The following is a 24,007-nucleotide window of genomic DNA, read 5'->3' on the forward strand; positions in this document are numbered from 1 at the left end:
GCGGCTTTTTTTTGGCCTTGCCGCTGCGGGCCCGCCCCGGGCTAAGCCGCCTTGGGCACTTGGCGCGGCCGGCCTTGGTCGTCGATCGCCACGTAGGTGAGCGATGCCTCGGTCACTTTCACGTAGCGGCCTTGGGCCGAGAAGCGCTCGGCGTACACCTCCACCTGCACCGTGATCGAGGTGTTGCCGATGCGCGTCAAGGTGGCGTAAAAGCTCAGGATGTCGCCCACCCGCACCGGCTGTTTGAAGATAAACTGGTTTACCGCCACGGTGGCGATGCGCCCCTGCGCCAGCCGCGCGGGCAGTACCGAACCGGCCAAATCCACTTGGGCCATGACCCAGCCGCCAAAAATGTCGCCGTTGGGGTTGCAGTCAGCCGGCATCGGGATCACCTTGAGCACCAGTTCGTGCTCGCAAGCGGGTTGGGGAATGTGACCCAAGCGGGTGGCGGGCGCGGCACCGACTTCGGGGGCCGTGGGGGCTGCTGTGGGGGTTGCGTGGGTGCTCATGGGGCCGAATTGTCGGGCATCGCAATCGTGGGTGCCTTCAACCCACTGCCTGCTTGGAACGCCGTCGGCAGCGCGGAACGCAAATGCTCGATCCAAGCGCTGGCGGCCAGCGGCAGGCGGCGGTCGCGCCGCCACACCAGTTGCCACAGGCGCAGGATCGGAAAGCCCGTCATGGGCAGCAGCGCCAGCCCTTCCTGCGCTGGGTCGGCGTCGAGCGCGTGGCGCGACAGCACCGCCAGCCCCAGCCCGGCGGCCACCGCGTGCTTGATCGCCTCGTTGCTGCCCAAGGTCAGGCGTTCGTCGGGATCGAGGCCGTTGGCGCGCAAGTGCTCCAGCACCACCTGGCGCGTGCCAGAGCCGCTCTCGCGCCACAGCAGCGTCTGGCCCTTGAGCGCGCTCAGCGGCAGGCGGCGCCGTTGCGCCCACGGGTGCCCGGCCGGGCCGATCAGCACCAGCGGGTTGTCCAGCACCGGCAGCGTGTGCAGCGGCGGGAAGCTGGGCGGGCGCATCATCAGCGCCAGATCGACGCGCTCGCTGCGCAGCAGCTCCACCACGGCGTCGCGGTTGTGCACCGCCAGCTCGATGTCGATGCCCGGGTGCGTGCGCGCAAAGGCGCTGATCCACTGGGCGATGAAGTACTCGGTGGTGGTCACCCCGGCGATGCGCAGCGTGCCGCGCTTGAGCCCCTGCAGCGCCAGCAGCTCCTCTTCCAGCGCCTGCCAGCGCGTGAACACATCCAGCACCGCCTCGCGCAGCAGCGTCCCGCTGTCGGTGATGCGGATGCCGCGTCCGGCCGGCGCCAGCAGCGCCTGCCCCAGCGCGGCCTGCATCTCGTGCACCTGCGACGACACGGTGGGCTGCGCCAGATGCAGCTCGCGCGCGGCGGCGGTGATCGAACCCAGCCGCGCCACCGCCTCCCAGGTGCGCATTTGGGCAAAGCTGATTCGGGGTGGGCGCAATTTATTCATCGGTCTAGATCTATGGGTTGCATGCCGAATGATAATTTGATTGCGATGAAAATTCGCGCCATACTGCGAAATGGCCCGCAGCCCACGAATGCTGCCGCGTCAAAGCTTGCAACGGTTCATCCACCCACTAGAGGAGCATCCCCCCATGAGCAACCTGGTCCCCATCACCGTCGCCCCAGGCGATGGCATCGGCCCCGAGATCACCGAAGCCACGCTGCGCGTGCTGCGCGCGGCCGGCGCACTCATCGCGCCCGAGACCATCAGCGTGGGCGAGGCCCAGTACCTGGCCGGCCACAGCTCGGGCATCGCGCCCGAGAGCTGGGACAGCCTGCGCCGCACCCGCGTGTTGCTCAAAGGCCCCATCACCACCCCGCAAGGCGGCGGCTTCAAGAGCCTGAACGTGACCATCCGCAAAACGCTGGGCCTGTACGCCAACGTGCGCCCCTGCGTCACCTACCACCCCTTCGTGAAAACGCTGCACCCCGCCATGGATTTGGTGATCGTGCGCGAAAACGAGGAAGACCTCTACGCCGGCATCGAACACCGCCAGACCGATCAGGTCTATCAGTGCCTCAAGCTCGTCACCCGCCCCGGCTGCGAAAAAATCATTCGCTACGCCTTCGAGTACGCGGTCAAGAATGCGCGGCGCAAGGTCACCTGCATGACCAAAGACAACATCATGAAGATGACCGACGGCCTGTTCCACAAGGTCTTCGACGAGATCTCCAAAGAGTACCCGCAGATCGAAGTCGAGCACATGATCATCGACATCGGTGCGGCACGGCTGGCCACCCGGCCCGAGCGCTTTGACGTCATCGTCACGCTCAACCTCTATGGCGACATCATCAGCGACATCGCCGCCGAGATCACCGGCTCGGTCGGGCTGGCCCCGAGCGCCAACATCGGTGATCGCATCGCCATGTTCGAGGCCATCCACGGCAGCGCGCCCGACATCGCCGGCAAGGGCATCGCCAACCCCTCTGGCCTGCTGCTGGCCGCCGTGATGATGCTGATCCACATTGGCCAGTCCGACGTGGCTGAAAAAGTCCACAACGCCTGGCTGCGCACGATCGAAGACGGCATCATCACCGCCGACCTGCGCGGCTCGCTCAGCGTAGGCCGCCCCTTTGGCAGCATGGACTTTGCCGACGCCGTGATCGACCGCCTCGGCCAAGAGCCGAGCCAGCTCAAACCGGTGCACTACATCGAGCCCGAGCAAACCGCCCTTGATGCCTCGGCGGCCACCAACGCCAGCGCGCACGCCCCGCTACCGGACCCGGTTTCGGTGAAAGCGCTGGTGGGGGTGGATGTGTTCGTGAACGCGCGCCAAAGCGCCGACTTTTTGGCCGGCCAGCTGAGCGCGCTGGTGACACCCGCCTTTCATTTGCAGATGATCACCAACCGCGGCGTCAAGGTCTGGCCGGGCGGCTTCCCCGAGACCTTCTGCACCGACCACTGGCGCTGCCGCTTCGTGGCCGCCAACGGCGCGAGCGTGACGCACTTCGACCTGATCGAGCTGATGCAAGCGCTGGCGCAGCGCGGCATCGACTTCATCAAGACCGAAAACCTCTGCACCTTCGACGGCGAACGCGGCTACGCGCTCGGGCAAGGGCAGTAAAGCCTTGGCGGCCTGGGTGTGCGGCCACGGGCCATAGCTTCTATGATCGGGGGTTAGCCCCCCCGATCGAGACGCTGCGCCCCTTGAACCCAGACCACCTCACCGCTGCCACTGCGGCCGAACCCGCTGCCGCCATTGACAGCGGCACCCCGCTGGCGCAGGCGCTGCGCCAGCCTGCCGCGATGCTGCGCGTGCGCGGCGCGCGCACCCACAACCTGAAAAACATCGACCTCGACATCCCGAAAAACGCGCTGGTGGTGATCACCGGCCTGTCGGGTTCGGGCAAGTCCAGCCTCGCCTTCGACACCCTGTACGCCGAGGGCCAGCGCCGCTACGTCGAGAGCCTGAGCGCCTACGCGCGCCAGTTTTTGCAGCGCCTCGACAAGCCCGACGTCGATCTGATCGAGGGCCTGGCGCCGGCCATCGCCATCGAACAAAAAGCCACCAGCCACAACCCGCGCTCGACCGTGGGCACCGTGACCGAAATCCACGACTACCTGCGCCTGCTCTACGCCCGCGTCGGCACCCCGCACTGCCCCGAGCACGGCCAGGCGCTGCAAGCGCAGACCGTGAGCCAGATGGTGGACCAGGTGCTGGCGCTGCCGCCCGACACCAAGGTGCTGTTGCTGGCCCCGATTGCGCGCGCCCGCAAGGGCGAGTTCGCCGACACCCTGGCCGAGCTGCAAGCGCAAGGCTTCGTGCGCTTCCGGCTCGACGGCCAGGTGCTGGAGGCCGAGCGCCTGCCCGCGCTCAAGCGCACCGGCAAGCACGACCTCGACGTGGTGATCGACCGCCTCAAGGTGCGCCCCGGCGCACCCGCCGACGCAGCCGCCGAACAGCGCCAGCGGCTGGCCGAGAGCTTCGAGACCGCGCTGCGCCTGGGCGAAGGCAAGGCGCTGGTGCTGGAGCTCGACAGCGGGCGCGAGCACCTGCTGAGTGCGCGCTTTGCCTGCCCGCAGTGCGCCTATGCGCTCGACGAACTGGAGCCGCGTTTGTTCTCCTTCAACTCGCCGCTGGGTGCCTGCCCCGGCTGCGAGGGCCTGGGCCACGTGGAGCGCTTCGACCCCGCGCGCGTGGTGGCCTTCCCCAGCCTGAGCCTGGCCGCTGGGGCCATCAAAGGCTGGGACCGGCGCAACGCCCAGGCCTTTGGCGTGTTGCAAAACCTGGCCGCACACTACGCCTTCGAGCTCGACACGCCGTGGGAAAACCTGCCCGAAGCGGTGCACCAGGTGCTGCTGCACGGCTCGGGCACGCAAGAAATTGCCTTCGACTACGCCTTCGACGCCGGCCAGACGGTGCGCAAACACCACCCCTTCGAGGGCCTGTTGCCGAACCTAGAGCGGCGCTGGCGGGAAAGCAGCAACCCCACCGTGCGCGAAGAGCTGGCGCGCCAGCGCAGCACCCAAGTCTGCCCGCAGTGCCACGGCAGCCGCCTGCGGCCGCAGGCGCGCCATGTGTACGTGGGCCAGGGCGAGCAGGCACGCGCCATCTACCAGATCGGCCAGATCACGCTGGCGCAGGCGCTGCATTGGTTCGAATCCTTGCAGTTGCACGGGGCCAAAGCCGAGATCGGGGCCCGAGTGCGGCGCGAAATCGCGGCCCGGCTGCAGTTTCTCAACGACGTCGGGCTGGGCTACCTGAGCCTCGAGCGCAGCGCCGAGACCCTGAGCGGCGGCGAGGCGCAGCGCATCCGCTTGGCCAGCCAGATCGGCTCTGGGCTCTCGGGCGTGCTGTACGTGCTCGACGAGCCCAGCATCGGCTTGCACCAGCGCGACAACGAGCGCCTGATCGGCACCCTGATGCGCCTGCGCGAGCTCGGCAACAGCGTGCTGGTGGTCGAGCACGACGAAGACATGATCCGCGCCGCCGACCACGTCATCGACCTCGGCCCCGGCGCCGGCGTGCACGGCGGGCGCGTCATGGCCCAGGGCAGCTGCGCCCAGCTCATGGCCACGCCGGGCTCGCTCACCGGCGCCTACCTCTCGGGCGCGCGGCGCATCGAGGTGCCCAAGCAGCGCAAAGCCTTCGACCCGGTCAGCGGCGCGGCGCTGCGCCTGCTGCAAGCCAGCGGTCACAACCTGCGCGCGGTCAGCACCGCCTTCCCCGTCGGGCTGTTCACCTGCGTCACGGGCGTCAGCGGCTCGGGCAAATCGACCCTCGTCAACGACACCCTGTACCGCGCCGTGGCGCGCCACCTCTACCGCAGCCACGACGAAGCGGCGCCGCACCAAGGCCTAGAGGGGCTGGAGCATTTCGACAAGGTCATCAACGTCGATCAAAGCCCGATCGGGCGCACCCCGCGCAGCAACCCGGCCACCTACACCGGCCTTTTTACCGGCATCCGCGAGCTGCTGGCCGAGGTGCCGGCGGCGCGCGAGCGCGGCTACGGCCCGGGGCGCTTTTCGTTCAACGTGGCGCAGTCAGCCGGCGGCGGCCGCTGCGAAGCCTGCCAGGGCGACGGCGTGGTCAAGGTCGAGATGCACTTCCTGCCCGATGTCTATGTGGCGTGCGAGGTCTGCCAGGGCCAGCGCTACAACCGCGAAACGCTTGCTGTGCAGTACAAGGGCAAGCACATCGCGCAGATTCTGGAGCTCACGGTCGAGCAGGCCAGCGCCTTCTTCCAAGCCGTGCCGGCGCTGCAGCGCAAACTGCAAACCCTGCTCGACGTCGGGCTGGGCTACCTGCGCCTGGGCCAGAGCGCGACCACGCTCTCGGGCGGCGAGGCGCAGCGCGTCAAGCTGGCGCTCGAGCTCTCGAAGCGCGACACCGGCCGCACCCTCTACGTGCTGGACGAACCCACCACCGGCCTGCACTTCGCCGACATCGAGCTGCTGCTCAAGGTGCTGCACCAGCTGCGCGACGCCGGCAACACCATCGTGGTGATCGAGCACAACCTGGACGTGATCAAAACCGCCGACTGGCTCATCGACCTCGGCCCCGAAGGCGGCGCCGGCGGTGGCCAGATCCTGGTCTGCGGCACCCCCGAGCAAGTGGCGGCCTGCCCCGGCAGCCACACCGGGCGCTTTTTGCAGCGTGGCCTGCTTGGGCCGCAGGCCTGCGCCTCACTTTGACGTGGACCCGTCACATCTGCTCCAAACTGCATGACTCAGGCGACAACTATCTTGACAGGCGCCGTGCGCTTGGATTTCGCCAGCCGGGTCAGCTCACGCATGTGCAACCGGCGGATGGCGCGCTGCGGTGCGCGCCCCTTCTTACGGTCGGGCGAGGCTCATACCGCGCTGTCCCACGGCGCCGACAGACGCACCGCGCCGTTGATGATGCCGACCATCGAGTACGTTTGCGGGAAGTTGCCCCACAACTCGCCGGTGACCGGATCGAGGTCCTCGCCGAGCAGGCCGACGTGGTTGCGGCGCCCCAGCAGGGCCTCGAAAGCGGCCCGTGCCTCTTCGTGGCGGCCGATGCGCGCCAGGGCGTCGACACGCCAGAACGAACAGACGTTGAATGCGACCTCGGGGCGGCCGAAGTCGTCCTCCGCCTCGTAGCGGCGCATGAACGGCCCGTCGCACAGGGACGCTTCCAGCGCCGCCACGGTGCTGGCAAAGCGTGCGTCGTGGCGCGGCAGGAAGCCCACTTCGCCCATCAGCAGCACGCTGGCGTCGAGGTCGCGCCCGCCCAGGCTCTCGACGTAAGCCTGGCGCTCTTCGTTCCACGCGCGCTCAACGATGGCTGTGCGGATCACTGCGGCGCGCTGCTGCCACAAGGCCGCGCGTTCCGGCAAGCCGAGCACGACAGCGATGCGGGCCAACCGGTCGCAGGCTGCCCAGCACATCAGTGCCGACGAGGTGTGCACGCGGGCCCGCGTGCGCAGCTCCCAGATGCCGGCGTCGGGCCGGTCGTGCAGAGCCCAGGCCTGCTCGCCCATCACTTCCAACGCGGTGAAGTCGGCCGCGTCACCGCGGCGGAACAGGCGGTGATCGTGGAAGGCCTGCGCGGCGCCGAGCACCACGCTGCCGTAGACGTCGTGCTGGAAGTGCTCCTGTGCTTGGTTGCCCACCCGCACCGGCCCCATGCCGCGGTATCCCGCTGCGCGCGCCACCACCGACTCGGGCAGCGACTTCTCCAGACCGATGCCGTACAGCGGCTGCACGTGACCGTTCTCGGCGCCGCGCACCACGTTGTAGAGCCAACTGAGGTAGGCCTCCATCGTGCCGACCTCGGCCAAGCTGTTCAGCGCGCGGACGACGAAGAAGGCGTCGCGCAGCCAGCAGTAGCGGTAGTCCCAGTTGCGGCCACTATTCGCGGCTTCAGGGATGCTGGTGGTCATCGCCGCGACGATGGCGCCGGTATCCTCGAACTGGCACAGCTTGAGCGTGATGGCGGCGCGAATCACCGCGTCCTGCCACTCCAGCGGCACCGCCAGCCGGCGTGACCAGTGGCGCCAGTAGAGCGCGGTTTGCTCCTCGAACTCGCGCGCGGTGTTGTCGATGCTGCCGACCAGCGTTTCGTCGGGCCCGAGCAGCAGGCTCATCGACCGGGTCGGCGAGAACCAGGTGCCTTCGAGCAGGTAGGTCAGCGGCACGCTCGTGTTCAGCCGCAGCGTCAAGTCGGGCATCACGAAACGCAGGTGGTGGCTGCCGCGCGTCAGGGTCGGCGACGTGGTGCCCCAGTCACCGTGCGGGCGCACCGTGATGCGCACACGCGGGTGGCCGGCCAGCAGGTGGACCCGGCGCACGAGTTGTGCCGGCCGGAACACACGGTCGCGGTGGATGAAGCGTGGCGCGAAGTCCGTGAGCTCGATGCCCTGGCCGCGGTCGTCCCACAGCCGGGTGCGCACGATCGCGGTGCCGGGGTCGTAACTTTGTTCGGTGCGTGCCAGCCCTTCGAGTTCGACGGTCAGCGCGCCGTCCAGCGGCAGCCCGTCGCGGCTGTGCAGCAGCGCGTCGAAGACCGGCGTGCTGTCGAAGCGCGGCATGCAGCACCAGACGATGCTGCCGCGGCGCTCGATCAGTGCGCTGACGGTGCAGTTGCCGATCAGCGCCAGGTCCAGACTGGCCGCCGGGCGGGGCGCGGCTTGATTCGCAGGCATCGTTAAACTCCGCATCGAAAAAGGCGAAAGGGGTTTTGGGTCGGTCAGGATGTAAACTTGATCGAATGTACATGAAGACCGACCTGCGAGCACCGCCAAGCCTTCCCGCCCTCACCGTATGCGGCAGGCCCGTTTGCCATCCGATGGCGGCATCAACAGCGCCTTCGCCTTTCGACATGAACCCACCTAGACAGCGGCTGACGCCGCAACCCGACCCGCGCATCCGAGCGTGAAGACCTTCCGCCTGCAGTTGCGCTTTCTGGTGCCGCTGATTGCGGTGCTGGTCACGGCTTCGTACTTGGCCGTGCCGTTTATGGACCAGGTCACGCTGCGATGGTTCAGCCGCGACCTCAACAGCCGCGGCACGCTGGTCGCCAGCGCCTTGTCCGACTCGGTCGGCGAGGCCTTGATCGCCGGCCGGCCGGCGCGGCTGCAGCCGCTGTTTGACCGCGCCGTGAAGGATGAGCGGCTGCTGGCGGTCGGCCTGTGCAATGCCGATGGTCTGCTGCTGCAGAGCACCGCCGGCTTCCCAGCGACGCTGGGTTGCGCGCAGGCGCAGGTGCTGGCCGCCCAGCCCGAACCGTGGCTGGCGCTCCCCGGCGGCGCGGTGCATTTGGGTGTGCACGACGTGATCGGCCAACCGCCGCCGCCTCCCTCACCGCCGCTGGAGCAGGTGAGTCCTGCATCAGGCCTGATCCCCGACACGGCGCTGGCCAGACTTGGCGAGGCGGCTGCGGCGATCGAATCGCCAACCTCGTCACCATTGCTGTTGGGCCGCCTTGTGCTGCTGCAAGACATGAGCTTCATCGAACGCCGCAGCGCGGACACGCGGCGGTACCTGATCGGGCTGATTGCCGCCCTCGGCTTGGTGATTGCATTGATCACCGTGGTGGTGGCACAGCTCAGTTGGCGCGGATGGGTCAACGGCACACGCGCGCTGATGCGGGGCGAGGGCCTGCTGAGCCCGCTGCTGTCGGGTGCCGCATCGGCGCCGGAACTGGCGCCGTTGGCCGCCGACCTGCGCGCGCGGCTTCGCGACATGGAGGACGAGTTCCGCCGTTCGCAAGGCCCCGAGGCCGAGTGGACCGCCGAGCGCCTGCGCGCGCTGCTGCAGACCCACCTGAGCGGCGACCAGGTGATCGTCGTCTCCAACCGCGAGCCGTACATCCACGAACACGCCGACTCGGGCATTGTTGTTAAGCGGCCGGCCAGCGGGCTGGTCACCGCGGTCGAGCCGGTGATGCGCGCCTGCTCAGGCACCTGGATCGCCCACGGCAGCGGCAGCGCCGACCGTGACGTGGTCGACGCCGGCGACCGCGTGCTGGTACCGCCCGGGCAGGACGAATACCGGCTGCGCCGCGTCTGGCTCAGCGCCGAGGAAGAGCAGGGCTACTACTACGGCTTGGCCAACGAAGGCCTCTGGCCGCTGTGCCACGTGGCCCATGTGCGCCCGGTGTTCCGCGAATCCGACTGGGAAGCCTACAAGCGTGTCAACCAACGCTTTGCCGACGCGGTGGTGGCCGAAGCGCGCAGCGAAGACCCGGTCGTGCTGGTGCAGGACTATCACTTTGCGCTGTTGCCGGCGATGGTGCGCGAGCGGCTGCCGCAGGCCACCATCCTCACCTTCTGGCACATCCCGTGGCCGAACCCGGAGTCCTTCGGCATCTGCCCGTGGCGGCGCGAGATCCTGCAAGGCTTGCTCGGCAGCACGATCCTCGGCTTCCACACCCGCTTCCATTGCAAGAACTTCATCGAGACCGTGGACCGCTACCTCGAAGCGCGAATCGAGCACGAACACTCGACCATCGCCTTTCGCGAGAAGGAGACGCTGATCGAGAGCTACCCGATCTCGATCGAGTGGCCAAGCCCGGAGCAGGCTGCGGGCTGGGCCAGCGCGGCCGAGTGCCGCCAGCGGGTGGTCGGGCGCCTGGGCCTGCCTACCGACATCTGCCTGGCTGTCGGTGTCGATCGTTTCGACTACACCAAGGGCATCCTCGAACGCCTGAATGCGGTCGAGCGGCTGCTCGAGAAGCGTCCCGAGTGGGTCGGCCGCTTCGTCTTCGTGCAGGTCGCCGCGCCGACGCGCAGCGCGCTCGAGGAGTACCGCAGCTTCCAGGAGCGCATCGAGCGTGTCGCCGAGCGCATCAACCAGCGCTTCGGCCGCCCGGGCTACCAGCCGGTGCACCTGCTCGCGACGCACCACGAGCACGACGCCGTGACCGAACTGTACCGCGCTGCCGACATCTGCATGGTCACCAGCCTGCACGACGGCATGAACCTGGTCTGCAAGGAGTTCGTTGCGGCGCGCGACGACCTGCGCGGCGTGCTGATCCTGAGCCGCTTTGCCGGTGCCGCGCGTGAGCTGTCGGAGGCGTTGATCGTCAACCCGTACCACGTCGAGGAGACCGCCGACGCACTGCACCGCGCGGCCTCGATGCCGCCGGCCGAGCAGCGCGAACGCATGGCCAGCCTGCGTGGCACGGTGCGCGAGTTCAACGTCTACCGCTGGGCCGGGCGCATGTTGGCCGATGCCGGGCGCTGGCGGCTGCGTTCGCGCATCGAAGCGCGCGTCAAGCGCTCCCAGACGGGTTGACCGGCCCCGCCTCTTTCGAAGCAAGCCGCCATGCTGCATCTGTTCACCCCCGAAGGCGAGGCCGCGCTGGCGGCCGTGCTCCGGTTGCGGCCGCTGATGGCCTTCGACTTCGACGGCACGCTCACCCCTATCGTGGCGCGGCCCGCCGACGCCCGCATCTCGGTGGCGGTGGCCAGCCGGCTCGCGGCGCTGGCCAGCCGGCTGCCGGTGGCCATCGTCACCGGGCGGGCGGTGGCCGACGTGCGGCCGCGGCTGGGCTTCGTGCCGCACTTCGTCGTCGGCAACCATGGCGCCGAGGTCGAGCCGGCGGCGGCCTCCGGCGCGGCGCTGTTCACCGCGCTGGACGGTCTTCGTGCGCAACTGTCGGCACACGCCGCAGCGCTGCGCTCGGCCGGTGTGCAGGTCGAGGACAAGGGGCTGTCGATCGCACTGCACTACCGCCTCGCGCGCGACCGCGCGCGCGCCCTGCAGCGCATCGAGGAACTGCTGACCCCGCTGCCGGCCGGCCTGCGGTGCTTCGCCGGCAAGATGGTGGCCAACGTGGTGTCTGCCGACGCGCCCGACAAGGCCCAGGCGGTGCACGCCCTAGTGACGACCACCGGCGCGGCGGCGGCCTTTTTCGCAGGCGACGATGTCAACGACGAACCGGTGTTCGCCGCAGCGCCGGCGCACTGGTTGACGCTGCGCATCGGGCGCGACGACCCGGCCAGCCTCGCGCGCTTCGGACTCGACGGCCCGCACGAGATGGCGATGCTGCTACAGCGTGTGCTGGCAATCACCGCAGCGGCTGCCAGCTGTCGCATCCCAAACAATCGTAGGGGCATAATTTCACCCCAGCAACCCCAAGCAGACGCGCCATGAACCCCTACGACTTCGACCTCTTCGTCATCGGCGGCGGCAGCGGTGGCGTGCGCGTAGCGCTGGCCGAGGCGCACGGCCAGGCTGGGCTGGACGGCACCTGCGTCAACGCCGGCTGCATCCCCAAAAAACTCTACGGCTACACCGCGCACTACGCGGCCGCGCAGCGCGAGTCGCAGGTGCAGCGCTGCCTGCTCGGGCCGCAGGCCACGGGCAGCGCGGCAACACCCGAAGCGCAACCAGCAGCCGGCTGAAGCGGGCCGCCAGCCATTCACCACGAAATCTCGGACTCGCAATCCGAATTTTTAAGCTAAGATGCGCAGATGATTCACCGCAGCCGTCATCTGCAGGCCCTGCGCACCGCCTTGAGCCTATTCCCGGTCGTGGCCATGCTGGGCGCCCGTCAGGTAGGGAAAACCACGCTGGCGCGTGCGCTGCTCACAGAGTGGGCTGGGCCTGCGCACCATTTCGACCTACAAGACCCCGAGGACCAAGCCCGCTTGAGCGATGCCTCATTTGTGCTCAGGCGCCTCACGGGTTTGGTGGTGCTGGACGAAATCCAGCTGCGGCCCGACCTGTTTGCCTTGCTGCGCGTGCTGGCTGACCGGGCCGACGCACCGGCTAGGTTTTTGCTGCTAGGCAGCGCGGCGCCCGAACTGCTGCGCAACACCTCGGAAAGTCTGGCCGGGCGGGTGGTGTTCCACGAGCTCGAGGGCCTGATGCTGGATGAATTGCCCAGCCCCATGCTCGATGCGCGCTGGTTGCGTGGCGGTTTCCCGCGGTCGCTGCTGGCCCCAACCGACGCGGCGAGCCGCACATGGCGCGAGTCATTCATACGCACCTATCTGGAGCGCGACCTGCCGCAACTCGGTATCAACCTGCCGGCACTGACGCTGCGTCGCTTCTGGACCATGCTGGCCCACTACCACGCGCAAACTTGGAACGGCAGCGAACTCGCTCGGTCCTTGGGGGTGAGCGACAAGACGGTAGCGCGTTACCTCGACATTCTAGAGGGCACCTTCATGACTTGGCGCCTGCGGCCTTGGCACGGCAATCAAGGCAAGCGCGAAGTCAAGGCGCCCAAGGTGTACCTGAGCGACACCGGCTTGCTGCACAGCTTGCTGGGCATCGCGGCCGAGCACGACTTGCTGGCCCACCCCAAATGCGGCGCCTCGTGGGAGGGGCTGGCCGTGCGCGAAATCATGCACAAGATCGGCGCGGGGCGCGACGAAGCGCACTTCTGGGGGCTGCACTCGGGTGCCGAGCTCGACCTGCTGATCGAAAGACAAGGTCAGCGCCTGGGCTTTGAAGTCAAGCTCACCCGTGCGCCCAAAGTCACCCCGTCCATGCGCTCCGCACTGCAAGTTTTAGGTTTAACCCATCTGTATGTGGTTTGCCACGGCGACGGGCCCATTGCCCCTTTGGCCGATGGCATCAGCGCCCTGCCGCTGCAAAGCTTGAGCACGCTGCATGCCGACAGCGCATTCGAAGCCCTGCTCACGGCAAGCTGGCGCTGAATCGGCGCACTTTGCCAGCGCCCACAGCGCGGCATAATTTCCCCCTAGCAACCCCACCACCACAGCCGCCATGAACCCCTACGACTTCGACCTTTTTGTGATTGGCGGCGGCAGCGGCGGTGTGCGCGCCGCGCGCATGGCGGCGCAGCGCGGTGTGCGCGTGGCGCTGGCCGAGGCGCACGGCCAGGCCGGGCTGGGCGGCACCTGCGTCAACGCCGGCTGCATCCCCAAAAAACTCTACGGCTACGCCGCGCACTACGCGACCGCGCAGCGCGAGTCGCAGGGCTACGGCTGGGAGGCAGCGCCGGCGCGGCTCAACTGGGCCACCCTCAAGGCCAACCGCGCGCGCGAGTTGGCGCGGCTCAATGGCGTCTATGCCGATCTGCTGCGCGCCAGCGGCGTGGCGCTGCTCGAAGGCTGGGCGCGCCTGCTCGACCCCCACACGGTGAGCCTGGCCACGCTCAACGCCGACGGCTCGCCGGGCCAGCGCCGCTTCAGCGCCGCGCGCATCCTCGTGGCCACCGGAGCCGCGCCGCATCTGCCGCACTTCAAAGGCCGCGAACACGCCCTGCACTCCAGCGATCTGTTCGAGATCGAGCCCTTTCCGCAGCGGCTGCTGGTGGTCGGCGGCGGCTACATCGCCTGCGAGTTCGCCTCCATCTTTCATGGCTTGGGCGCGCAGGTGACGCAGCTCTACCGCGGCGAGCAGATTTTGCGCGGCTTCGACGACGAGCTGCGCCACTTTCTGGCCGCCGAACTGCTCAAGCAAGGGCTCGATCTGCGCTTGCAAGCCGGCGTGCTGGGGCTGGAGCGCCACGCCGACGGCCTGCACGTGGCGCTGGAAGACGGCAACCACCTGGTGGTCGATGCCGCCCTCTACGCCACCGGGCGCCGGCCCAACGTGCAGGGGCTGGGCCTCGAGGAGCTCGGCGTGGCGCTGGGGGCGCAAGGCGAGATCGTGGTCGATGCGCAGTTCCAAAGCAGCGTGCCCAGCGTCTATGCGCTGGGCGACGTCACCGGGCCCATGCAACTCACCCCGGTGGCGCTGGCGCAGGCCATGCGGTTGGTCGATCGGCTCTACGGCAGCGGCCACGCCCGCCCAGCGCTCGACCTCGATCTGGTGCCCACCGCCGTTTTCACCCACCCGAGCCTTGCCACAGTGGGCCTGAGCGAGGAGCAGGCGCGCCAGCGCTACCCGCGCGTGCGTGTGTACCGCAGCGAGTTTCGCGCCCTGCGCCACACCCTGAGCGCCAGCAGCGAGCGCACGCTCATCAAGCTGATCGTCAACGACGCCGATGACCGCGTGCTCGGCCTGCACATGGTGGGCGCCGAAGCCGGCGAGATCGTGCAAGGCTTTGCCGTGGCGCTGCAAGCCGGCGCCACCAAAGCGCAGTTCGACGCCACGCTGGGCATCCACCCGACCGTGGCCGAGGAGTTCGTGACCTTGCGCACGCCGGTGGGTGGGGGCTGATGTGCAATCCAGCGCACTTGCCACCCACCTGCGCCACAATGCCCCCACCATGCCGCACAGCCCGCCCCACAGCCCTCCCTTCACCCCGCCCCAAAGCTACACCGACGCCGCGGCCGCGCTGGCTCAGGTGCAGGCGCTGTACCAGCGCGCGGTGGCGCATTTGCGCCAGGCGCTGCACCAGTATGTGCGCGCCGGCGGCACCAGCGCACCCCAGCGCGTGCGCGCCTGCTACCCCTTCGTGCGCCTGCACTGCCAGCGCGCCCACGGCGGGCCCGGCGCGGGCGCGCCCAGCCGCCTGAGCTATGGCTTCGTCGCCGGCCCCGGCCGCTACGAAACCACCCTGACCCGCCCCGATCTGTTTGCCAGCTACTACCTGGAGCAGTTCGAGTTGCTGCTGCACAACCACGGCGGCGCGCTCGAGGTGGGGGTGAGCAACCAACCGATCCCGCTGCACTTTGCGTTGGCCGAGCACGAGCACTTGGAGGGCGAGCTGAGCCCGGCCCAGCGCGCCGCCCTGCGCGACTGCTTCGACCTGCCCGACCTGAGCCAGATGGACGACGGCATCGCCAACGGCACGCACCAGAGCGCCGCCCACGAAGCGCAGCCGCTGGCGCTGTTTGGTGCGGCGCGGGTCGATTACTCGTTGCAGCGGCTGCGCCACTACAGCGGTACCGCCCCGGCCTGGTTTCAGGGCTTCGTGCTGTTTACCAACTACCCTTTCTACGTCGATGAGTTCATCCGCCTCGGGCAAGAGGCGCTGGCCAACCCTGCGAGCGAATACCTAGGCCTGGTCGAGCCCGGCAACGTGCTCACGCCGCGCGCGGGTTTGAGCGCCGCCGAACAACAGCTGCTGCACGAACTTGCACAAGGCCAACCGGGCCGCGCTTTGCCGCGCCTGCCGCAGATGCCGGCCTACCACCTGCTGCGCGCCGACGGCAGCGGCATCACGCTGCTCAACATCGGCGTCGGGCCCAGCAACGCCAAGACCATCACCGACCACATCGCCGTGCTGCGCCCGCACGCCTGGCTGATGCTGGGCCACTGCGCCGGACTGCGCAACAGCCAACAGCTGGGGGATTACGTGCTGGCCCACGCCTACGTGCGCGAAGACCACGTGCTGGACGAAGAACTGCCGCTGTGGGTGCCCATCCCCGCGTTGGCCGAAATCCAGCTCGCGCTCGAAGGCGCAGTGGCCGACGTGACCGGCCTGAGCGGTGCCGAACTCAAGCGCATTTTGCGCACCGGCACCGTGGCCAGCACCGACAACCGCAACTGGGAGCTGCTGCCCGGCCAGACGCCACAGCGCCGCTTCAGCCAGAGCCGCGCCGTGGCGCTCGACATGGAGAGCGCCACCATCGCCGCCAACGGCTTTAGGCTGCGTGTGCCCTACGGCACCCTGCTGTGCGTGAGCGACAAGCCGCTGCACGGCGAAATCAAGCTGCCCGGCATGGCCAACGCCTTTTACCGCGAGCGCGTTGATCAGCACCTGCGCATCGGCCTGCGCGCCATCGAACGCCTGCGCGTCGGTGGCGTCGATCAGCTGCACAGCCGCAAGCTGCGCAGCTTTGCCGAGGTGGCGTTTCAATGATGCCTACACCTTGAGGCCCAAACCTTGATGCCCACAGCGTGATGCCCCAGCCGCCGCCCCGGCCTACAATGCGCGCATGAACCCACGGTACGACGTCGCCATTTTGGGCAGCGGTGTGGTGGCGCACACGCTGGCGCTGCTGCTGGCGCGCGAGCGCTTGCGGGTGGCGCTGCTGCGCCAGCCAGCGCCCCCGGCGGCTGGCCCCGACATCCGCGCCTATGCCCTCAACCAGGCTTCGCACGCTTTGCTGAGCGATTTGCGCGTCTGGCCCGAGGCGCCGGCCGCGACGCCGGTGCGCCAGATGTGGGTCTGCGAGCCCGGCGATGGACACCCGGCCACTCTGAGCCTGACCCTGCCCGATCCGTCGCAGCCGCTGGCGTGGATCGTCGATGTGCCCACGCTGGAGCAGCGGCTGCTGCAGGCCTTGGCGTATCAGGGCACGATCGAACCCGTCGATCACCCCGTCCAAGCCGCCCTGACCGTGGTTTGCGAAGGCAAGCACAGCAGCACCCGGGCCCAATACGGCATCGAGTACGAGGTGCAAGCCTACGCGCACACGGCCGTTGCAGCGCGGCTGCGCTGTGCGCGCCCCCATGAGGGGGTGGCGCGTCAATGGTTCCAAAACGGCGACGTGTTGGCGCTGCTGCCCATGGATGGCCCAGGGGGCGACTTGGTGGCCTTGGTCTGGTCGGTGCAGCACGCACGTGCCGCCGAGTTGCTGGCCCTGTCGGCGCCAGCCTTCGCCGACGCCGTGGGCCAAGCTTGCGGCCACGCGCTGGGGGCCATGAGCACCGAAGGCCAGCCCGCGGGCTGGCCCCTGCAACTGTCGCGCGCGCGCCACTGGGTGCGGCCCGGCGTGGCACTGGCCGGCGACGCCGCCCACGCCATGCACCCCTTGGCCGGCCAAGGCCTGAACATGGGCTTGGGCGATGTGGCCGAACTCGGCCGGGTGCTGCGCGAGCGCGAGTACTGGCGCAGCCCCGGCGACTGGCGCCTGCTGCGCCGCTACGAGCGCGCCCGGCGCGCCGATTTCGACCGCATGGCCGCCCTCACCGACGGCCTCTACGGCCTGTTTGGCCACGGCGACACGCGCATCCAGGCGCTGCGGCGCTGGGGTCTGCGTGCGTTTGACCAACTCAACCCGCTCAAGCTCTGCGCCATCCGCCAGGCCCAAGGCAGCGGCCCCGTCCGCCCCGCGCCAGGCTCCCTCTAAACCACCAAGCACCATGCACACCTACACCGGGCCAGCCACGGGTCTTTTGCTGCGTCACCTCTCTTGGCTCGCCTGCGTGCTGTGCCTGCTGCTGGGGGCCAGCGCCGCCGCCAGCGCCAACGAAGCCACCATCCGCGCCAACCTGGCCGAGCGCCTGCCCAACCTGCCGCGCATCGACGAGGTGCGCCCGACCCCGATGCGCGGTCTGTTCGAGGTGCGTGTCAATCAAAACCAGATTTTCTACACCGACGCCGAGGGCAGCTTCATCCTCCAAGGCCAACTGATCGACACCCGCAGCCGCAACAACCTGACCGAGCAGCGCGTCGAGCAGCTCAACGCCATTGCCTTCGATCAGTTGCCGCTGCGCGATTCGTTCACTATCGTGCGCGGCAACGGGCAGCGCCGGCTGGCCGTGTTCCAAGACCCCAACTGCGGCTTTTGCAAACGGCTGGAGCGCGACCTGAGCCGCCTCAACCACGTCACCATCCACATCTTTTTGTACCCCATACTGGGGCGCGATTCGCTCGACAAATCGGAGCGCATCTGGTGCGCGCGCAACCGCGCCCAGGTGTGGGAAAACTGGATGCTGCGCAACGTCGAGCCCGCCGCAGCCAACTGCGACACCGCCGCCTTGCAACGCAACCTCACCTTTGGCCAGCGGCATCAGATCACTGGCACCCCCACCACCTTTTTTGCCGACGGCACGCGCCTATCGGGCGCGGCCGGGTTCGAGCTGCTCGAGCAGCGCCTGGTTGCGGCAGCGGCGGCCGCGCGTTGAGCGGACTTGGCCCCCCATCCTGACCATGCCCACCCCCGGCCCGCACTACCGCGTCGATCTCGTCGAGCTGCACGCCCACCTCTACCAGCTCACCTTGTGCGTGGCGCAGCCGGCGCGGCAGCAGCGCCTGAGCCTGCCGGTATGGATTCCGGGCAGCTATCTGGTGCGCGAATTTTCTCAGCACCTGCAGGGCTTGAGCGCCGATTGCGACGGCCACGCCGTGCCGCTGCGCCAGCTCAACAAAAACACGTGGGAAGCCGCCACCCCGGCTGGAGCCCAAGTGCTGCGGCTGCGCTACCAAGTCTATGCCTTTGATGCCTCGGTGCGCAGCGCCTGGCTGGACGCCGAGCGCGCCTTCTTCAACCCCACCAGCCTGTGCCTGCGCGTGCACGGCCAAGAAGCGCTGGCGCACCGCATCGAGGTCCATGGCGGCGCGGCCACCCTGGGCTGGCAAGCGGCCACCACCTTGCCCGAAGCCGATGCTGCCAGCCCTGCGGCCGCCCCGGTGGAAACCCCCGCTACCCCTGCCTTCCACTGCCTAGGCCGCTGGCAGGCCGCAGACTACGACGAACTGGCCGACAGCCCCTTTGAGCTGGGCCAGTTTTGGAGCGCGGCCTTCAGCGTGCGCGGCGTGCCGCACCGGCTGGTGGTCAGCGGCGCCGGGCCGGGCTTTGACGGCGCGCGCCTGCAGCGCGACACCGAGGCCATCTGTGAGGCCGCCATCGCGTTCTGGCACGGCGCACAGGAAGCGCCGCCTTTCGGGCACTACCTGTTCTTGCTCAACGCCCGCTTTGATGGCTACGGCGGGCTGGAACACCGCCACAGCACCGCCCTGATCTGCCGCCGCAGCGACCTGCCGCAGCGCAGCGCCCCAACCACCCAAGCCAGCGAGGGCTACACCGCCCTGCTCGGCCTGATCAGCCACGAGTACTTCCACACCTGGCACGTCAAGCGCCTGCGCCCGCAAGAATTCACCCGCTACGACTACGACGGCGAAAACCACACCGAGCTGCTGTGGCTGTTCGAAGGCTTCACCAGCTACTACGACGACCTGCTGCTGCGCCGCGCCGGCCTGATCGACGAGGCCTGCCACCTGCAACTGCTGAGCAAGACCCTCAACCAGGTGCTGCAAAGCCCAGGCCGCTTGGTGCACAGCCTGGCCCAAGCCAGCTTCGAGGCCTGGACCAAGTACTACCGCGTCACCGAAAACAGCCCCAACGCCACCGTGAGCTACTACGCCAAAGGCGCGCTGGTCGCGCTGGCGCTCGATTTGCAGTTGCGCGCCGAAGGCCGCGCCACGCTCGACGAGGTGCTGCGCGCTCTCTACCAGCGCTGCCAAGGCGGCCCCATGCAAGAGGCCGACCTGCTGGCGGTGCTGGAGCAATGCGCCGGGCGCAGCTACGCCGCCGAAATTCAAGCCTGGGTGCATGGCTGCGCCGATCTGCTCACCGCCTCCGGCCCCGTGCCCGGCTTGCCCGAGCTGCTGCGCGCCCAAGGCATAGATTGGCTCACCGAGCCCGTGCCGCTGGCCCAGCGCCTGGGGCTGCGCGTGAGCGAAGCCGAGGGCTTGCAGATCAAAAACGTGCTGCGCGGCTCGCTGGCCGAGCAAGCTGGGCTGGCCGCTGGCGACGAATGGCTGGGCGCAGAGATCGAGGCCCCAAGCAGCGCTTGGCGCGTGCGCAAGCTCGACGATGTGGCCCAGCTTGCCCACGGGCAAAGCCAGATCGTGGCCCTAGTGGCGCGCGACGGCCGGCTGCTGCGCCTGCCGCTGCGCTGGCCCGACCCGGCCCACCCCGGCGCGCAAACCGTGCGCTTGCAGCGGATGGCCGCGCCCAAACCGGCCGCCCCCACCACCCCAGCCGAAGCCCAGCCAGACAACGCTCAGCCCCGCCCCTGGTGGCCTGAATGAGCGCCGACCGGCCGCCTCAGCGCCCTTGAAAGCGCGGCGCGCGTTTCTCCAAAAAGGCGTTCACGCCCTCGCAATAGTCCTCGCTGCGGCCCAGCGCGGCTTGCAAATCGCGCTCCACCTCCAAGTGTGCATCGAAGCTGCGCGTGCCCGCCTCCCGCAGCAGCTGCCGTGTGGCCACCAGCGCCTGCGTCGGCAGCGCAGCCAAGCGTTCGCCCAAGGCCAAGGCGGCTGCTACGGGCTCATCGGCCACGTCCCAGATCAGGCCCCATTCCAGCGCCCGCGCCGCCGTCAGCTTGTCACCCGTGAGCGCCAGCCCCATGGCGCGTGCCAGCCCCAGCCGCTGCACCAGCAGCCAACTGCCGCCAGCGTCCGGTATCAGCCCGATTTTGCTGAACGCCTGCACGAAACTGGCCCCTGGGGCGGCGATCGCCACATCGCAGGCCATGGCCAGCGACGCACCGGCACCCGCAGCCACCCCGTTCACCGCCGCGATCGTGGGCATGCGCAAACCCATCAGCGCGCGCGCAGTCGGGTTGAAGCACTCATCGATGAGTGGCCCCGGATTGGCGCGCTCTTGCAAGCCCGGGCCGGGCGTGAAATCGAGTTCCGACAAATCCAGCCCAGCACAAAAACCGCGTCCGGCACCGGTGAGCACCAAGGTGCGCAAGGCCGGATTGGCCGCCGCGTGCTGCAAAGCCTGCTGCAAGGCGCGGTGCATGGGGCGGGTGAAGCTGTTGAGGGCCTGCGGGCGGTTCAGCGTCAACAGCGCCACGGCGGCGCGCTCTTCGTACAACACGCCGTCTGCGGCCCACTGCGCGATCGGGTTCATGCGGTCTCCTGCGGTTTTGTTGAAAAACGCCATTTTGCACCCAAGAAGGCCCGCCCGAACAGCCTGCCCCAACAGTCTGCACCGGCTGCTGCGCACCCCGCACCAACCCTTCGTCTGCGGCTCAAAGTCAGCCTAGCCAAGCCCCCAGCCGAGCCCGACATGCAGCCGCGTTATAGTGGCGCTTTGCCCCTTACCCTAGCGAGACACCCCATGAGCCAACCCTACGAATTGATCCTGGTGCGCAGCGAAGGCCGCGTCGGCCTCATCACCCTGAACCGCCCCAAACAGCTCAACGCCCTCAACGACGCGCTGATGGACGAGCTCGGCGCCGCCCTCAAAGCCTTCGATGCCGACGCGGGCATCGGCTGCATCGTCCTGACCGGAAGCGAAAAAGCCTTTGCCGCCGGGGCCGACATCGGGGCCATGGCCAGCTACAGCTTTGCCGATGTGTACAAGGGCGACTACATCACGCGCAACTGGGAGACCATGCGCAGCATCCGCAAACCCATCATCGCCGCGGTGAGCGGCTTTGCCCTGGGCGGCGGCTGCGAGCTGGCCATGATGTGCGACTTCATCATCGCCGCCGACAACGCCAAATTCGGCCAGCCCGAAATCAAGCTCGGCATCATCCCCGGCGCGGGCGGCACCCAGCGCCTGCCGCGCGCCGTGGGCAAGTCCAAAGCCATGGACCTGGTGCTCACCGGCCGCATGATGGACGCCAGCGAGGCCGAACGGGCCGGTCTGGTGAGCCGCGTGGTGCCGCTGGACAAGCTGCAAGACGAAGCGCTGGCCGCCGCCCTGACCATTGCCGGTTACTCGCAGATCGCCGTCATGGCCGCCAAAGAGGCCGTCAACAAGGCTTTCGAGGGCAGCTTGGCTGATGGCATGGCCTTCGAGCGCCGCCTGTTTCACGCCCTGTTTGCCACCGCCGATCAAAAAGAGGGCATGGCCGCCTTCGTCGAAAAGCGCCCGGCGCAGTTTCGGCACCAGTGAAGCCTGCTATACTTGTGGGCTTCACGCGGCGCTTTAGCTCAGCCGGTTAGAGCGACGGAATCATAATCCGCAGGTCCGGGGTTCGAATCCCTGAAGCGCCACCAAACAACTCAAAAAATCAAGCCAGCTTACGAGCTGGCTTTTTTATTGACTGGGCCGAAGGTGGGGCAAAAGCCGGTCAAACGAGCCAAACAAGGGTTTACACCTACTCCAAAACCCCTTCGCATTGATACAAATGCTGCATTGCCCTGCGCCACACCGCTGCGCTTAAGGCAAAATAGCACGATCGTTCGTTTCATTCCTCACCGATCATGCAACACCCGTTCGCCAACACGCCCCGCCCGTGGGTCGCTGTGTATCGAGCAGTCGGTATCACGCCCGAGCTGCCGCCGCTGAGCCACCCCAACCTAGGGGCTTTCGTGCACGAAGCCTGCACGCGCTGGGCGCGTGAGAGCAAAGTCAAGGCAGCCTTTACTTGCGTGGTGCCCAACGGCATGAACGGCAGCCTGAGTTTTGCCAAGGTCGACGAGCTGTCGGACTACTTCGCCGCCTATCTGCGCGAGGTGCTGGGCTTGCATGCGGGCGACCGGGTGGCGGTGCAGATGCCCAACGGGCTGGCCTATCCGGTGGTGGCATTTGGCATTTTGAAAGCCGGTTGCGTGCTGGTCAACACCAACCCGCTCTACACCCCGGCCGAAATGGTGCATCAGTACAAAGACGCCGGCGTCAAGGCCTTGGTGCTGATCGACATGTTTGCCGACAAGCTGCCCTCGGTGCTGTCCATGACCACCATCAAGCACGTGGTGCTGGCCGGGGTGTCGGAGTTTTTCCCGATCATCCCCAAGACCATCATTCGCGGCGTGCAAAAGGTCTGGGCGCAGGTGCTGCCCCCGGTCACGGTGCCGCACACGCGCATTGCCGCCGCGCTGGCGCAGGGCCGCGCCGCACTGCAAAAGGCCGGTGGCCGCCTGCACGCGCAGAACTACTGGAAAGCCATACAGCCGCACGAACTGGCGCTGCTGCAATACACCGGCGGCACCACCGGCGTGAGCAAGGGTGCCATGATCAGCCACGGCAACCTGCTCAACAACGTGCAGCAAATGCTGGCCATGGGCGGCACCCACATGGAGCCGGGCAAGGAATGCGTGCTGACTGCGCTGCCGATTTATCACATCTTCGCATTCACAGCCAACTTGCTGGGTTTTCTCGCCATTGGGGGGCAAAACATCCTCATCCCCAGCCCGCGCCCGGTGCAAAACCTGCAGCGTGCGGTCGAAAACTACCCCATCACCTGGATAACGGGCGTCAACACGCTCTACAACGGCTTGCTCAACGAGGAGTGGTTCGTTGCCTACCCGCCGCGCAAGCTCAAAGCCTCTATTGCTGGCGGCACCTCGCTGCACAATGCGGTGGCCAAGCGCTGGCGCGAAGTGACCAAAACCCCGATCGCTGAAGGCTACGGCCTGACCGAGACCTCGCCCGTGGTGAGCTTCAACCCCCTGCACGGCGAGCCGCGCCTGGGCAGCATCGGCATCCCGGCACCGGGCACCGACATTCGCTTGGTGGATGAGAATGGCGTTGACGTGAGCTTTGGTCAAGGGGGTGAGATTTACGTCAAAGGCCCGCAAGTCATGCAAGGCTACTGGCACCAGCCGGCCGAAACCGCTGCGGTGCTGCGCGACGGCTGGCTCGCCACCGGCGATGTGGCCGAGATGGACGACCAAGGCTTCATGCATATCGTCGATCGCAAAAAGGACATGATCCTGGTCTCGGGCTTCAATGTGTACCCGAATGAGATCGAAGAGGTGATCGCCGAGATGGATGCGGTGCTCGAAGTGGCCGTAGTCGGCACTCCGGATGAAAAAACCGGCGAAGCGGTGCGCGCCTACGTGGTGCACAACCCCGAGCACGACGGGGAGTTGCAGCCCGAGGCCGTGATCGCCCACTGCCGCAAGTTCCTGGCCGCCTACAAGGTGCCCAAGTCCATCGTGATCCGCGAAGAGCTGCCCAAAACGGTGGTTGGCAAGGTGCTGCGCAAAAACCTCAAGGCCGAAGTCAAGGCCGAATGGCAAGAGCAGCTCCGGGCCAACCTGCACCCCTGAGCCCTGCCATCCAT

Annotated in this window: 16 protein-coding genes, 1 tRNA gene and 1 pseudogene; 14 read left to right on the forward strand and 4 right to left on the reverse strand. The window is 67.9% G+C overall.

Annotated elements, in window-relative coordinates:
• Positions 1-41 precede the first annotated feature (41 nt).
• Complete coding sequence (locus tag SRAA_RS09365) at positions 42-509, reverse strand: acyl-CoA thioesterase (protein ID WP_082040006.1); 468 nt, start codon at positions 507-509, stop codon at positions 42-44.
• On the reverse strand, positions 506-1,477 hold the full coding sequence (locus tag SRAA_RS09370) for a LysR family transcriptional regulator (RefSeq protein WP_045532338.1): 972 nt from the start codon (positions 1,475-1,477) through the stop codon (positions 506-508). The genes SRAA_RS09365 and SRAA_RS09370 overlap by 4 nt, the downstream gene beginning before the upstream one ends.
• Positions 1,478-1,622: 145 nt before the next feature.
• On the opposite strand from SRAA_RS09370, the gene SRAA_RS09375 reads away from it, so the two are divergent.
• On the forward strand, positions 1,623-3,095 hold the full coding sequence (locus SRAA_RS09375; protein WP_045532339.1) for an NADP-dependent isocitrate dehydrogenase: 1,473 nt from the start codon (positions 1,623-1,625) through the stop codon (positions 3,093-3,095).
• Positions 3,096-3,178: 83 nt separating this feature from the next.
• Positions 3,179-6,166, forward strand: coding sequence for an excinuclease ABC subunit UvrA (uvrA, locus tag SRAA_RS09380; protein WP_420834915.1), 2,988 nt, complete (start codon positions 3,179-3,181; stop codon positions 6,164-6,166).
• A 158-nt stretch (positions 6,167-6,324) separates the two neighbouring features.
• Here uvrA and SRAA_RS09385 read toward each other — a convergent pair whose 3' ends face one another.
• Positions 6,325-8,142 carry a glycoside hydrolase family 15 protein gene (locus SRAA_RS09385; protein WP_082040007.1) on the reverse strand — a complete coding sequence of 606 codons (1,818 nt, stop codon included), beginning with the start codon at positions 8,140-8,142 and terminating at the stop codon, positions 6,325-6,327.
• A gap of 313 nt (positions 8,143-8,455) precedes the next feature.
• On the opposite strand from SRAA_RS09385, the gene SRAA_RS09390 reads away from it, so the two are divergent.
• The 9 genes and pseudogenes from SRAA_RS09390 to SRAA_RS09430 all read left to right on the forward strand — a co-directional run bounded on the left by SRAA_RS09390 (position 8,456) and on the right by SRAA_RS09430 (position 20,069).
• Positions 8,456-10,735, forward strand: a complete 2,280-nt coding sequence (locus SRAA_RS09390; protein WP_082040103.1) for an alpha,alpha-trehalose-phosphate synthase (UDP-forming) — start codon at positions 8,456-8,458, stop codon at positions 10,733-10,735.
• Positions 10,736-10,765: 30 nt separating this feature from the next.
• Positions 10,766-11,596, forward strand: a complete 831-nt coding sequence (gene otsB, locus SRAA_RS09395) for a trehalose-phosphatase (RefSeq protein WP_082040008.1) — start codon at positions 10,766-10,768, stop codon at positions 11,594-11,596.
• A pseudogene (locus SRAA_RS09400) lies at positions 11,593-11,769 on the forward strand (glutathione-disulfide reductase); the annotation flags it as partial. The gene otsB and the pseudogene SRAA_RS09400, both read left to right, overlap by 4 nt.
• A 147-nt stretch (positions 11,770-11,916) precedes the next feature.
• Positions 11,917-13,110 carry an ATP-binding protein gene (locus tag SRAA_RS09405; RefSeq protein ID WP_045532341.1) on the forward strand — a complete coding sequence of 398 codons (1,194 nt, stop codon included), beginning with the start codon at positions 11,917-11,919 and terminating at the stop codon, positions 13,108-13,110.
• A 70-nt stretch (positions 13,111-13,180) separates the two neighbouring features.
• On the forward strand, positions 13,181-14,581 hold the full coding sequence (gene gorA / locus SRAA_RS09410; RefSeq protein ID WP_045532342.1) for a glutathione-disulfide reductase: 1,401 nt from the start codon (positions 13,181-13,183) through the stop codon (positions 14,579-14,581).
• 49 nt (positions 14,582-14,630) lie between these two features.
• On the forward strand, positions 14,631-16,169 hold the full coding sequence (locus SRAA_RS09415) for an AMP nucleosidase (RefSeq protein ID WP_045533645.1): 1,539 nt from the start codon (positions 14,631-14,633) through the stop codon (positions 16,167-16,169).
• Between the two features lie 76 nt (positions 16,170-16,245).
• A complete protein-coding gene (locus SRAA_RS09420) occupies positions 16,246-17,382 on the forward strand; it encodes an FAD-dependent monooxygenase (RefSeq protein WP_045532343.1) in 1,137 nt (378 codons plus the stop codon).
• Positions 17,383-17,395: 13 nt separating this feature from the next.
• Positions 17,396-18,160, forward strand: a complete 765-nt coding sequence (locus SRAA_RS09425; protein ID WP_082040009.1) for a DsbC family protein — start codon at positions 17,396-17,398, stop codon at positions 18,158-18,160.
• A gap of 25 nt (positions 18,161-18,185) precedes the next feature.
• Positions 18,186-20,069 carry a M61 family metallopeptidase gene (locus tag SRAA_RS09430; RefSeq protein WP_045532344.1) on the forward strand — a complete coding sequence of 628 codons (1,884 nt, stop codon included), beginning with the start codon at positions 18,186-18,188 and terminating at the stop codon, positions 20,067-20,069.
• Between the two features lie 16 nt (positions 20,070-20,085).
• Here the strand turns inward: SRAA_RS09430 and SRAA_RS09435 are convergent, their stop codons facing one another.
• Positions 20,086-20,898, reverse strand: a complete 813-nt coding sequence (locus SRAA_RS09435) for an enoyl-CoA hydratase-related protein (protein WP_045533649.1) — start codon at positions 20,896-20,898, stop codon at positions 20,086-20,088.
• 210 nt (positions 20,899-21,108) lie between these two features.
• Here SRAA_RS09435 and SRAA_RS09440 point away from each other — a divergent pair, with 210 nt between their 5' ends.
• The 3 genes from SRAA_RS09440 to SRAA_RS09450 all read left to right on the forward strand — a co-directional run bounded on the left by SRAA_RS09440 (position 21,109) and on the right by SRAA_RS09450 (position 23,993).
• Positions 21,109-21,891, forward strand: a complete 783-nt coding sequence (locus tag SRAA_RS09440; protein ID WP_045532345.1) for an enoyl-CoA hydratase — start codon at positions 21,109-21,111, stop codon at positions 21,889-21,891.
• 27 nt (positions 21,892-21,918) lie between these two features.
• Positions 21,919-21,995: transfer RNA gene (locus SRAA_RS09445), tRNA-Met, on the forward strand.
• A 207-nt stretch (positions 21,996-22,202) separates the two neighbouring features.
• Entirely contained in the window at positions 22,203-23,993 is a 1,791-nt protein-coding gene (locus tag SRAA_RS09450; RefSeq protein WP_045532346.1) for an AMP-binding protein, read from the forward strand.
• The last annotated feature ends 14 nt before the right edge of the window (positions 23,994-24,007 follow it).

It is taken from the genome of Serpentinimonas raichei (assembly GCF_000828895.1).
Classification (GTDB): Bacteria; Pseudomonadota; Gammaproteobacteria; order Burkholderiales; family Burkholderiaceae_C; genus Serpentinimonas; species Serpentinimonas raichei.

Excerpts from the sequence above, each read along its gene's own strand:
- SRAA_RS09365 (WP_082040006.1), bottom strand. The coding sequence starts at position 509 with ATGAGCACCCACGCAACCCCCACAGCAGCCCCCACGGCCCCCGAAGTC.
- SRAA_RS09370 (WP_045532338.1), bottom strand. The coding sequence starts at position 1,477 with ATGAATAAATTGCGCCCACCCCGAATCAGCTTTGCCCAAATGCGCACC.
- SRAA_RS09375 (WP_045532339.1), top strand. The coding sequence starts at position 1,623 with ATGAGCAACCTGGTCCCCATCACCGTCGCCCCAGGCGATGGCATCGGC.
- SRAA_RS09385 (WP_082040007.1), bottom strand. The coding sequence starts at position 8,142 with ATGCCTGCGAATCAAGCCGCGCCCCGCCCGGCGGCCAGTCTGGACCTG.
- SRAA_RS09390 (WP_082040103.1), top strand. The coding sequence starts at position 8,456 with ATGGACCAGGTCACGCTGCGATGGTTCAGCCGCGACCTCAACAGCCGC.
- otsB (WP_082040008.1), top strand. The coding sequence starts at position 10,766 with ATGCTGCATCTGTTCACCCCCGAAGGCGAGGCCGCGCTGGCGGCCGTG.
- SRAA_RS09405 (WP_045532341.1), top strand. The coding sequence starts at position 11,917 with ATGATTCACCGCAGCCGTCATCTGCAGGCCCTGCGCACCGCCTTGAGC.
- gorA (WP_045532342.1), top strand. The coding sequence starts at position 13,181 with ATGAACCCCTACGACTTCGACCTTTTTGTGATTGGCGGCGGCAGCGGC.
- SRAA_RS09415 (WP_045533645.1), top strand. The coding sequence starts at position 14,631 with ATGCCGCACAGCCCGCCCCACAGCCCTCCCTTCACCCCGCCCCAAAGC.
- SRAA_RS09420 (WP_045532343.1), top strand. The coding sequence starts at position 16,246 with ATGAACCCACGGTACGACGTCGCCATTTTGGGCAGCGGTGTGGTGGCG.
- SRAA_RS09425 (WP_082040009.1), top strand. The coding sequence starts at position 17,396 with ATGCACACCTACACCGGGCCAGCCACGGGTCTTTTGCTGCGTCACCTC.
- SRAA_RS09430 (WP_045532344.1), top strand. The coding sequence starts at position 18,186 with ATGCCCACCCCCGGCCCGCACTACCGCGTCGATCTCGTCGAGCTGCAC.
- SRAA_RS09435 (WP_045533649.1), bottom strand. The coding sequence starts at position 20,898 with ATGAACCCGATCGCGCAGTGGGCCGCAGACGGCGTGTTGTACGAAGAG.
- SRAA_RS09440 (WP_045532345.1), top strand. The coding sequence starts at position 21,109 with ATGAGCCAACCCTACGAATTGATCCTGGTGCGCAGCGAAGGCCGCGTC.
- SRAA_RS09450 (WP_045532346.1), top strand. The coding sequence starts at position 22,203 with ATGCAACACCCGTTCGCCAACACGCCCCGCCCGTGGGTCGCTGTGTAT.